The 11539-nt window shown below is 59.8% G+C and carries 11 protein-coding genes; all 11 read left to right on the forward strand.

Going from position 1 to position 11539, the window contains the following annotated elements; translation table 11 throughout:
• Positions 1-220: 220 nt before the first annotated feature.
• The 11 genes from hpaG (at position 221) to IM265_RS06415 (ending at position 11431) form a co-directional block, all read left to right on the forward strand.
• A complete protein-coding gene (gene hpaG, locus IM265_RS06365; RefSeq protein WP_193030192.1) occupies positions 221-1498 on the forward strand; it encodes a 4-hydroxyphenylacetate degradation bifunctional isomerase/decarboxylase in 1278 nt (425 codons plus the stop codon).
• Positions 1495-2961 (forward strand): 5-carboxymethyl-2-hydroxymuconate semialdehyde dehydrogenase, encoded by a 1467-nt coding sequence (gene hpaE, locus IM265_RS06370; protein ID WP_047367279.1) that lies wholly within the window; start codon positions 1495-1497, stop codon positions 2959-2961. The genes hpaG and hpaE overlap by 4 nt, the downstream gene beginning before the upstream one ends.
• 2 nt (positions 2962-2963) lie before the next feature.
• Complete coding sequence (gene hpaD, locus IM265_RS06375; protein WP_041911312.1) at positions 2964-3815, forward strand: 3,4-dihydroxyphenylacetate 2,3-dioxygenase; 852 nt, start codon at positions 2964-2966, stop codon at positions 3813-3815.
• Between the two features lie 9 nt (positions 3816-3824).
• The gene (locus IM265_RS06380; RefSeq protein ID WP_193030190.1) at positions 3825-4205 is read left to right on the forward strand and encodes a 5-carboxymethyl-2-hydroxymuconate Delta-isomerase; all 381 of its coding nucleotides are present in this window, start codon (positions 3825-3827) and stop codon (positions 4203-4205) included.
• Positions 4206-4213: 8 nt separating this feature from the next.
• Positions 4214-5017 carry a 2-oxo-hept-4-ene-1,7-dioate hydratase gene (hpaH, locus tag IM265_RS06385; RefSeq protein ID WP_045259529.1) on the forward strand — a complete coding sequence of 268 codons (804 nt, stop codon included), beginning with the start codon at positions 4214-4216 and terminating at the stop codon, positions 5015-5017.
• A gap of 10 nt (positions 5018-5027) precedes the next feature.
• Entirely contained in the window at positions 5028-5822 is a 795-nt protein-coding gene (gene hpaI / locus IM265_RS06390; RefSeq protein ID WP_047363635.1) for a 4-hydroxy-2-oxoheptanedioate aldolase, read from the forward strand.
• Positions 5823-5843: 21 nt separating this feature from the next.
• Positions 5844-7187 (forward strand): 4-hydroxyphenylacetate permease, encoded by a 1344-nt coding sequence (gene hpaX, locus IM265_RS06395; protein ID WP_045631051.1) that lies wholly within the window; start codon positions 5844-5846, stop codon positions 7185-7187.
• Complete coding sequence (gene hpaA / locus IM265_RS06400; RefSeq protein WP_193030188.1) at positions 7159-8049, forward strand: 4-hydroxyphenylacetate catabolism regulatory protein HpaA; 891 nt, start codon at positions 7159-7161, stop codon at positions 8047-8049. Before hpaX ends, hpaA begins: the two co-directional genes overlap by 29 nt.
• 195 nt (positions 8050-8244) lie before the next feature.
• Positions 8245-9807 carry a 4-hydroxyphenylacetate 3-monooxygenase, oxygenase component gene (gene hpaB / locus IM265_RS06405; RefSeq protein WP_193030186.1) on the forward strand — a complete coding sequence of 521 codons (1563 nt, stop codon included), beginning with the start codon at positions 8245-8247 and terminating at the stop codon, positions 9805-9807.
• A gap of 17 nt (positions 9808-9824) precedes the next feature.
• A complete protein-coding gene (locus IM265_RS06410; protein WP_028015396.1) occupies positions 9825-10337 on the forward strand; it encodes a 4-hydroxyphenylacetate 3-monooxygenase reductase subunit in 513 nt (170 codons plus the stop codon).
• Between the two features lie 176 nt (positions 10338-10513).
• Positions 10514-11431, forward strand: coding sequence for a YafY family protein (locus IM265_RS06415; protein WP_048957191.1), 918 nt, complete (start codon positions 10514-10516; stop codon positions 11429-11431).
• Positions 11432-11539 lie beyond the last annotated feature (108 nt).

Below are 11539 nucleotides of genomic sequence, written 5' to 3' on the forward strand. Positions count from 1 at the left end.
TTATAAACAACACGTTTCCTGCCAGAAAGTCTAACAGAAACCGTTCGTTTTTATTAATCAACTGATTTACATAGGATTAAAATCCATAATGTAAATTTATTGTTATTCATATCACAAATTCTTCACTTCTGATTGCGAAATAAACAGCAAAAGCATAAAAACAGATCATTAACATATTAATGAAATCATAACCCGGACCGTCGGGATGAGGAGTTGGTGAATGAAAGGTACCGTATTTGCCGTCGCGCTGAACCACCAGAGTCAGCAAGAAGCCTGGGCTGAGGCGTTTGAAAAAGCCCCTTACAACACGCCGCCAAAAACGCCGGTGTGGTTTATCAAACCGCACAACACGGTGATTCGCGCAGGCGAGCCCATTCCTTTCCCGCAGGGGGAAACGGTGTTAAGCGGCGCGACGGTGGCGCTGGTTGTGGGTAAAACCGCCAGCAGGGTGCGCGTAGAGGACGCCGCGGCCTACATCGCGGGGTACGCGCTGGCCAACGAGGTGAGCCTGCCGGAAGAGAGCTTCTACCGTCCGGCCATTAAGGCCAAATGCCGGGACGGCTTTTGCCCGCTTGGCGAGCTGGCCGCCGTTGATAACGTCGACAACCTGACCATCATCACCGAGATCAACGGCCGCGAAGCGGACCACTGGAACACCGCCGATCTGCAGCGCAGCGCCGCCGAACTGCTGAGCGCCCTGAGCGAATTCGCCACCCTCAATCCCGGCGATGCGATCCTGCTCGGCACACCGCAAAGCCGCGTGGAGATCCGCCCGTGCGATCGCGTGCGGATTCTGGCGGAAGGTTTCCCACCGCTGGAAAACCCGGTGGTGAACGAGCGCGACGTCGCCCTTGCCCACCGCACGCCTGAACACGCCACGCTGTTCGCCCTCGGTCTTAACTACGCCGATCATGCCAGCGAGCTGGACTTCAAGCCGCCCACCGAGCCGCTGGTGTTTATCAAAGCGCCGAACACCTTCAATGGCGACAACCAGACCTCGGTGCGCCCGAACAATATCGAATACATGCACTACGAGGCGGAGCTGGTGGTGGTCATCGGTAAAACCGCGCGTAAGGTGAGCGAAGCCGAGGCGATGGAGTATGTCGCGGGCTACACGGTCTGCAACGACTACGCCATCCGCGACTACCTGGAAAATTACTACCGCCCGAACCTGCGGGTCAAAAGCCGCGACGGATTAACCCCCATCAGCCCGAACATCGTGCCGAAAGAAGCCATTCCTGATCCGCATAACTTAACCCTGCGCACCTTCGTCAACGGCGAACTGCGTCAGGAAGGCACCACCGCCGATCTCATTTTCAGCATTCCTTACCTGATTGCGTATCTGAGCGATTTTATGACCCTACAGCCGGGCGACATGATCGCCACCGGCACGCCGAAGGGGCTGTCCGACGTGGTGCCGGGCGATGAAGTGGTGGTGGAAGTGGAAGGCGTGGGCCGCCTGGTCAACCGGATTGTCAGCGAGGAGACTGCAAAATGAAAAAGATTAACCACTGGATCAACGGTAAAAACGTCGCCGGAAGCGAGTACTTCCATACCACTAACCCGGCCTCCGGCGAGGTATTAGCGGAAGTCGCCTCCGGCGGTGAAGCGGAAATTCATCAGGCCGTTGCCGCCGCTAAAGAGGCGTTCCCGAAATGGGCCAACCTGCCGATGAAGGAGCGCGCGCGCCTGATGCGTCGCCTGGGGGATCTGATCGACCAGAACGTGCCCGAGATCGCCGCCATGGAAACCGCCGACACCGGCCTGCCGATCCACCAGACCAAAAATGTGCTCATCCCGCGCGCCTCGCACAACTTCGAGTTCTTCGCCGAGGTGTGCCAGCAGATGAACGGCAAAACCTACCCGGTCGACGACAAAATGCTCAACTACACGCTGGTGCAGCCGGTGGGCGTCTGCGCGCTGGTGTCTCCATGGAACGTGCCGTTTATGACCGCCACCTGGAAGGTCGCGCCGTGCCTGGCGTTGGGCAACACCGCGGTGCTGAAGATGTCTGAACTCTCGCCGCTGACCGCCGACCGACTGGGCGAGCTGGCGCTGGAGGCGGGCATTCCGGCGGGCGTGCTGAACGTGGTGCAGGGCTACGGGGCGACGGCAGGCGACGCGCTGGTGCGCCACCACGACGTGCGCGCCGTCTCCTTCACCGGCGGCACCGCCACCGGGCGCAACATCATGAAAAACGCCGGGCTGAAGAAATATTCCATGGAGCTGGGCGGCAAATCCCCGGTGCTGATTTTTGAAGATGCGGACATCGAGCGCGCGCTGGACGCCGCGCTGTTCACCATCTTCTCCATCAACGGCGAGCGCTGCACCGCGGGCTCGCGCATCTTCATCCAGCAGAGCATTTACCCGGAGTTCGTCAAGCGCTTCGCCGAACGTGCCAATCGCCTGCGCGTGGGCGATCCGACCGATCCGAACACCCAGATTGGCGCGCTCATCAGCCAGCAGCACTGGGAGAAAGTCTCCGGCTATATCCGCCTCGGCATCGAGGAAGGCGCCACCCTGCTGGCGGGCGGCCCGGACAAACCGACCGATCTGCCTGCACACCTGAAAGGCGGCAACTTCCTGCGCCCGACGGTGCTGGCGGACGTCGACAACCGCATGCGCGTGGCGCAGGAGGAGATCTTCGGGCCGGTGGCCTGCCTGCTGCCGTTTAAGGACGAAGCGGAAGGGCTGCGTCTGGCGAACGACGTGGAGTACGGCCTGGCGTCATACATCTGGACCCAGGACGTCAGCAAGGTGCTCCGTCTGGCGCGCAGCATTGAAGCGGGCATGGTGTTCGTGAACACCCAGAACGTGCGCGACCTGCGCCAGCCGTTTGGCGGCGTGAAGGCCTCCGGCACCGGGCGCGAAGGCGGCGAATACAGCTTTGAAGTGTTCGCGGAGATGAAGAACGTCTGCATCTCCATGGGCGACCATCCGATTCCAAAATGGGGGATCTGACAATGGGCAAGCTAGCGTTAGCGGCAAAAATCACCCACGTGCCGTCGATGTACCTTTCCGAGCTGCCGGGGAAAAACCACGGCTGCCGCCAGTCCGCCATCGACGGGCATAAAGAGATCAGCAAGCGCTGCCGTGAACTGGGCGTGGACACCATCATCGTGTTCGACACCCACTGGCTGGTGAACAGCGCGTACCACATCAACTGTGCGGATCATTTTTCAGGCGTCTACACCAGCAACGAGCTGCCGCATTTTATCCGCGACATGACCTACGACTACGACGGCAACCCGGAGCTCGGGCAGCTGATCGCCGACGAAGCGGTGAAGCTCGGCGTGCGTGCCAAGGCGCACAACATCCCGAGCCTCAAGCTGGAGTACGGCACCCTGGTGCCGATGCGCTACATGAACGCGGATAAGCACTTCAAAGTGATCTCCATCTCGGCGTTCTGCACGGTTCACGATTTCGCCGACAGCCGCAGGCTGGGCGAGGCCATCGTCAGCGCCATCGAAAAGTACGACGGCACCGTGGCGGTGCTCGCCAGCGGCTCGCTGTCGCACCGCTTTATCGACGACCAGCGTGCGGAAGAAGGGATGAACAGCTACACCCGCGAGTTCGACCGTCAGATGGACGAGCGGGTGGTGAAGCTGTGGCGGGAGGGCCAGTTTAAAGAGTTTTGCAGCATGCTGCCGGAGTACGCCGACTACTGCTACGGCGAGGGCAACATGCACGACACGGTGATGCTGCTGGGGATGCTGGGCTGGGATAAATACGACGGCAAGGTGGAGTTCCTCACCGAGCTGTTCGCCAGCTCCGGCACCGGCCAGGTCAACGCCGTTTTCCCGCTGCCCGCATAAGGAGTCGTTATGCCGCACTTTATTGCTGAATGTACCGACAACATCCGCGCGCAGGCCGACCTGCCGGGGCTGTTCGCCAAAGTGAACGAGGCGCTGGCCGCCACGGAGATCTTCCCGCTCGGCGGCATCCGCAGCCGCGCCCACTGGCTGGACACCTGGCAGATGGCGGACGGTAAGCATGATTACGCCTTTGTGCATATGACGCTGAAGATCGGCGCCGGGCGAAGCCTGGAGAGCCGGGAAGCCGTGGGGGAGATGCTGTTTGGGCTGATCAAAACGCATTTCGCGGAGCTGATGGCAAGCCGATATCTGGCGCTGTCGTTGGAGATAGACGAACTGCATCCGACGCTCAATTACAAACAAAACAACGTGCACGCGCTCTTTCGCTGAGGTCTTTTATGCTGGACAAACACACCCATACCCTGATCGCCCACCGCCTGCATCAGGCGGAACAGTCCCGGGAGCAGATCCGCGCGATCTCGCTGGAGTACCCGGAGATCACCATCGAAGACGCCTACGCCGTACAGCGCGAATGGGTGAGCCTGAAAATTGCCGAAGGCCGCGTGCTGAAAGGCCATAAGATTGGCCTCACCTCGAAGGCGATGCAGGCCAGCTCGCAGATTAGCGAGCCGGACTACGGCGCGCTGCTGGACGACATGTTCTTCCACGACGGCAGCGACATCCCCGTCGATCGCTTTATCGTCCCGCGCATTGAAGTGGAGCTGGCCTTCGTGCTGGCAAAACCGCTGCGCGGCCCGAACTGCACGATCTTCGACGTCTACAACGCCACGGATTACGTCATTCCCGCCCTGGAGCTGATCGACGCCCGCTGCCACAACGTTGACCCGGAGACCCAGCGCCCGCGCAAGGTGTTCGACACCATCTCCGATAACGCCGCCAACGCCGGGGTGATCCTCGGCGGTCGTCCGATTAAGCCCGACGCGCTGGATCTGCGCTGGATCTCCGCCCTGCTCTACCGCAACGGCGTGATCGAAGAGACCGGCGTCGCCGCTGGCGTGCTTAACCACCCGGCGAACGGCGTGGCGTGGCTGGCGAACAAGCTCGCGCCGTACGACGTGCAGCTTGAGCCCGGACAAATCATCCTCGGCGGCTCGTTTACCCGTCCGGTTGCCGCCAGCAGAGGCGACACCTTCCATGTTGACTACGGCAACATGGGCTCCATCAGCTGTCGCTTTGTATAAGGAGGCGACCATGCAAAACGCATTCAAAGCGGCGCTGAAGGCGGGCCGCCCGCAAATCGGTTTATGGCTGGGGCTGACCAGCAGCTATAGCGCAGAGCTGCTGGCCGGGGCCGGTTTTGACTGGCTGCTGATCGACGGCGAGCACGCGCCGAACAGCGTGCAGACCGTCCTGACTCAGCTCCAGGCCATCGCCCCTTATCCCAGCCAGCCGGTAGTGCGCCCGTCGTGGAACGATCCGGTGCAGATCAAGCAGCTGCTGGACATAGGCGCGCAAACTCTGCTGGTGCCGATGGTGCAAAACGCTGACGAGGCGCGGCTGGCGGTAAGCGCCACCCGCTACCCGCCTGCGGGCATTCGCGGCGTCGGCAGCGCCCTGGCACGCGCGTCGCGCTGGAACCGCATCCCGGACTATCTGCATCAGGCTAACGACGCCATGTGCGTGCTGGTGCAAATCGAAACCCGCGAGGCGCTGAAAAACCTGCCGCAGATCCTGGACGTGGAAGGCGTCGACGGCGTGTTTATCGGCCCGGCGGATCTGAGCGCCGATATGGGCTTTGCCGGCAACCCACAGCACCCGGAGGTGCAGGCCGCCATTGAGCAGGCGATCGCGCAGATCCTCAGCGCGGGCAAAGCGCCCGGCATCCTGATGGCGAATGAACAGCTGGCGAAACGCTATCTCGGCCTCGGCGCATTGTTTGTGGCGGTCGGTGTGGATACCACCCTGCTCGCCCGCAGCGCCGAAGCGCTGGCGGCCCGCTTTACCGACGTCATCACAGCAGTTGATAACAATAAATCCGTCTACTAAACGTACGATGTGGAGCGCAACATGACGACCTCAACCCTGCATAATAAAGATGTAGAACATCGCGCAATAAATAAGCTGTTCCGTCGTTTGATCGTGTTTCTCTTTATCCTGTTTGTTTTCTCGTTTCTCGATCGCATCAACATCGGCTTTGCCGGGCTGACGATGGGCAAAGATCTGGGCCTCACGTCGACCATGTTTGGCCTGGCCGCGACGCTGTTTTACGTCACCTACGTGCTGTGCGGGATCCCCAGCAACATCATGCTGGCGAAGGTCGGCGCACGCCGCTGGATCGCCGGGATCATGGTGGTGTGGGGCATTGCCTCCACCTGCACCATGTTCGCTACCAGCCCCGAAACGCTTTACGTCCTGCGCATGCTGGTGGGCATTGCGGAAGCCGGTTTCCTGCCGGGGATTTTGGTCTATCTCACCTGGTGGTTCCCGGCCTATCACCGCGCCCGCGCCAACGCGCTGTTTATGATCGCCATGCCGGTGACCATGATGCTTGGCTCGATCCTCTCCGGGTATATTCTGGCGATGGACGGGCTGTGGAACCTGAAGGGCTGGCAGTGGCTGTTTCTGCTGGAGGGGCTGCCGTCGGTGGTGCTCGGCGTGGTGACCTGGTTTTACCTCAACGACACGCCGGATCAGGCCACCTGGCTGGATGAAGACGAAAAGCAGGCGCTGAAAACGATGATCGCGCGCGAGCAGGAGGTCGCCATCGCCCAATCCGTCACGCCGCGCTCGACGCTGCGCGAGGTGCTTACGCCCGCCGTGCTGCTCTACACGCTGGCCTACTTCTGTCTGACCAATACGCTGAGCGCGATCAACATCTGGACGCCGCAGATTCTGCAAAGCTTCAACACCGGCAGCAGTAATATCGTGATTGGCCTGCTGGCGGCGATCCCGCAGTTTTGTACCATCCTCGGGATGATCTGGTGGAGTCGCCGCTCCGACAGGCTGAAAGAGCGAAAAAAGCACACCATCCTGCCGTACCTGTTTGCAGCGGCGGGATGGATGCTGGCCTCAGCGACCGATCACAGCCTGATCCAGCTGCTTGGCATCATCATGGCCTCAACCGGATCGTTTACCGCCATGGCGATATTCTGGACCACGCCGGACCAGGTTATTAGCCTGCAGTCACGCGCGGTGGCGCTGGCGGTGATCAACGCCATCGGTAACGTCGGATCCGCCGTCAGCCCGCTGCTGATTGGGATCCTGCGCGACGCGACCGGCAGCTTCAGCTCCGGGCTATGGTTCGTGGCGGGTCTGCTGGTGGTCGGCGCGCTGGTGCTGACGCGCATCCCGATGACGCAGCGGGTTCAACAGAGGAACGATCATGTGCCAGAGCCCTATCGCCAACATTGATATCAGCAAGGAGTACGACGAAAGCCTGGGCACCGACGACGTGCACTATCAGTCGTTCGCCCGCATGGCGGCCTTTTTTGGCCGCGACATGCAGGCGCACCGTCACGACCAGTATTTTCAGATGCACTTTCTCGACACCGGGCAGATTGAGCTCCAGCTCGACGACCACCGCTATTCGGTGCAGGCGCCGCTGTTCGTGCTGACGCCGCCGTCGGTGCCGCACGCGTTTATCACCGAATCCGACAGCGACGGGCACGTGCTGACGGTGCGCGAGGATCTCATCTGGCCGCTGCTGGAGGTGCTCTACCCCGGCACGCGGGAAGCGTTCGGCCTGCCGGGGATCTGTCTGTCGCTTGCCGACAAACCTGACGAACTGGCGGCGCTGAAGCACTACTGGCAGCTCATCGCCCGGGAATCCACGGCGCAGCTGCCGGGCCGTGAGCATACGCTGGTCCTGCTGGCGCAGGCGGTATTTACCCTGCTGCTGCGCAACGCGAAGCTCGACGACCACGCGGCCAGCGGGATGCGCGGCGAGCTGAAGCTGTTCCAGCGCTTTACCCAGCTGATCGACACCCATTACCACCAGCACTGGACGGTGCCGGAATACGCCAGCGAGCTGCACCTGACCGAATCCCGCCTGACCGATATCTGTCGCCGCTTCGCCAACCGCCCGCCAAAACGCCTGATTTTCGACCGCCAGCTGCGGGAGGCCCGACGCCTGCTGCTCTTCTCCGACAGCGCGGTCAGCGAGATTGCCTGGCAGTTGGGATTTAAAGATCCGGCCTATTTCGCCCGGTTTTTCAATCGCCTGACGGGCTGCTCGCCCAGCGCGTATCGGGCGCAGAAAGTACCGGTTTCCTGAGCGCATCGCGGTATGTAGGGCGGGTAAGCGCAGCACCACCCGCCAAAAACCCGCACAGATCACAAATCCCTTCTACGCCCGAAAAGTACCCGCCGTTGTCCCAAACGTCCCTTCACGTTCCGCCCCTCTCACGCTTCAATTAAACAACAAAAACAAAACATAAATTTAACAACCTTCTTCCGATACGAGGTCCCTATGAAGCCTGAAGAATTCCGCGCTGATGCCAAACGTCCGTTAACCGGCGAAGAGTATTTAAAAAGCCTGCAGGATGGACGCGAGATTTATATCTACGGCGAGCGCGTTAAGGACGTCACTACCCACCCGGCATTTCGCAATGCGGCGGCGTCTATCGCCCAGATGTACGACGCCCTGCACAAGCCGGACATGCAGGATACGCTGTGCTGGGGCACCGACACTGGCAGCGGCGGCTACACCCACAAATTCTTCCGCGTGGCGAAAAGCGCCGACGACCTGCGCCAGCAGCTCGATGCCATCGCCGAGTGGTCGCGCCTGAGCTACGGCTGGATGGGCCGCACGCCGGACTACAAAGCGGCGTTCGGCTGCGCCCTCGGCGCGAACCCAGCCTTTTACGGCCAGTTCGAGCAGAACGCCCGCAGCTGGTACACCCGCATTCAGGAAACCGGCCTGTACTTTAACCACGCCATCGTCAACCCGCCGATCGACCGCCACAAGCCGGCGGACGAGGTGAAGGACGTCTACATCAAGCTGGAGAAAGAGACCGATGCCGGGATTATCGTCAGCGGTGCGAAAGTCGTCGCAACCAACTCGGCGTTGACCCACTACAACATGATCGGTTTTGGCTCCGCGCAGGTGATGGGCGAAAACCCGGACTTCGCGCTGATGTTCGTCGCGCCGATGGATGCCGAAGGCGTGAAGCTGATCTCCCGCGCCTCGTACGAGATGGTGGCAGGCGCAACCGGCTCCCCGTACGACTACCCGCTCTCCAGCCGCTTCGACGAGAACGACGCGATCCTGGTGATGGATAACGTGCTGATCCCGTGGGAAAACGTGCTGATCTACCGCGATTTCGACCGCTGCCGTCGCTGGACGATGGAGGGCGGCTTCGCCCGCATGTACCCGCTTCAGGCCTGCGTGCGTCTGGCGGTGAAGCTCGACTTCATCACCGCCCTGCTGAAGAAATCCCTGGAGTGCACCGGTACCCTTGAGTTCCGCGGCGTGCAGGCGGATCTCGGTGAAGTAGTGGCCTGGCGCAATATGTTCTGGGCGCTGAGCGACTCCATGTGCTCCGAAGCGACGCCGTGGATGAACGGCGCGTACCTGCCGGACCACGCGGCGCTGCAAACCTACCGCGTGATGGCCCCGATGGCCTACGCGAAGATCAAGAACATCATCGAACGTAACGTGACCTCCGGGCTGATTTATCTGCCGTCCAGCGCGCGGGACCTTAACAACCCGCAGATCGACCAGTATCTGGCGAAGTACGTACGCGGCTCCAACGGAATGGATCACGTCGAACGCATCAAGATTTTGAAACTGATGTGGGACGCCATCGGCAGCGAGTTTGGGGGTCGTCACGAGTTGTACGAAATCAACTACTCCGGCAGCCAGGATGAGATCCGCCTGCAGTGTCTGCGTCAGGCGCAAAGCTCCGGGAATATGGACAAGATGATGGCAATGGTCGACCGCTGCATGTCCGAGTACGACCAGCACGGCTGGACCGTGCCGCACCTGCACAACAACAGCGATATCAACATGCTCGACAAGCTGCTGAAATAGCGCAGCGGGAGGTTACAATGCATTCAGATGAACAACGCCTGCGTTTTCGCGACGCAATGAGCAGCCTGTCGGCGGCGGTCAATGTGGTCACCACCGAGGGCGACGCCGGACGCTGCGGCATTACCGCCACCGCCGTCTGCTCGGTGACGGATACCCCGCCGTCGGTCATGGTCTGCATTAACGCCAACAGCGCCATGAACCCGGTCTTTCAGGGCAACGGCAGGCTGTGCGTCAACGTGCTGAACCACGAGCAGGAGATCATGGCCCGCCACTTCGCCGGGATGACGGGGATGGCAATGGAGGAGCGCTTTGCCCTCTCCTGCTGGCAGAAAGGCCCGCTGGGGCTGCCGGTGCTGAAAGGCGCGCTGGCGAGCCTGGAAGGCGAGATTACCCAGGTGCAAACCATCGGCACGCATCTGGTTTATCTTGTCGAAGTGAAAAACATCATCCTGAGTGACGCGGGACACGGCCTGATCTACTTTAAGCGCCGTTTCCACCCGGTGATGATGGAGATGGAAGCCGTCGTGTGATCCCCCTCGCGCTGGCCTTTTTTCGGGCCAGCGCCGCTTTCTACAAAAATTCCTAAGGTTTCCGCTAAATCACGCCGTTATATATCCATAAGAAAAATTTTCTGTGCCTGAATACTGACATCTCCGGTCAGTGCTTTTGCATTGTTCAGCGCATACCCAATATACAGGAAGACCTTATGGCTAAAACGACGCGGAGCCGCTCGGCTGAACGTCTGGTCGATATTCTCCTTGAGCTACATTTACACGGGGTGGTAAACCGCAGTGCGCTAATGGAGAAATTTAAAATTACCGAGCGTACCGTCTACCGGGATTTAAATGCGCTCTCGCCCATTGTTGAACATACCGGTAACGGGCTATATCGACTGATCCACTCCGCCCAATCTCCCGGCGGGCAGGGATTACATCATGCTCTGGCTAACTTCCTGAATGCCGATAACTTTTTCCCTGAGAGAAATACGGACTTCTGGCAAAAGCTGGAGGCGCGCGTCGACGAAAACCATATTCTTATCCTCGGTAATGACGCAGAGCACACGGTGCAGCGTGATATCCGCCGCCATTTAGCGAAAATCGAGAAATCGATTAAGAACCATAATGTCTGTCAGATCGTTTATAAGGGTAAAACCCGTCTGATTAATCCCTATAAACTCATTAACAAAAAAAATATATGGTATTTACAAGCTACCGAAAATAGCCGGTTGAAATCCTTTTCATTAAGCCAGATTAGCTGGTTTGATGTTCAAAAAACCTTTTTTACCCCTGATGAAAATGTCCGGGAACTGCTGGAAAAAAGCCTCGACCCGTGGGTGTCCGAAACTACTTTCACCGTGAAAATATTCATTAAGGATAATATTTCACATTACTTCCTGCGCCGCGATCTCCTGCCGGAACAGGAGCTGCTGGAGGAGCGGCGCGGCGGCGTCACGCTGCGCTGCCAGGCGGCACACGAAAACCAGATCCTGCCGCTGCTGTTCTACTGGCTGCCGAATATTCAGATCCTGGAGCCAAGCTGGCTGAAGGAGAAGCTCATCAAGACGCTGGAAAGCTACCTGTCGATGGAGCGCAGCCCGGAAAACCACGTGATCTCAATCACATAATTTCCCCGACCAGCGGCGAGCCTGAACCACTCGCCGCGTCCTTTGACCGCTCACCCATCACTTTCAACCACTCACTCATTTACCGTCCTTTACGCGCGCGCGGATCTG

It is taken from the genome of Enterobacter cloacae complex sp. P17RS (genome assembly GCF_014895885.1).
Taxonomy (GTDB): domain Bacteria; phylum Pseudomonadota; class Gammaproteobacteria; order Enterobacterales; family Enterobacteriaceae; genus Enterobacter; species Enterobacter bugandensis.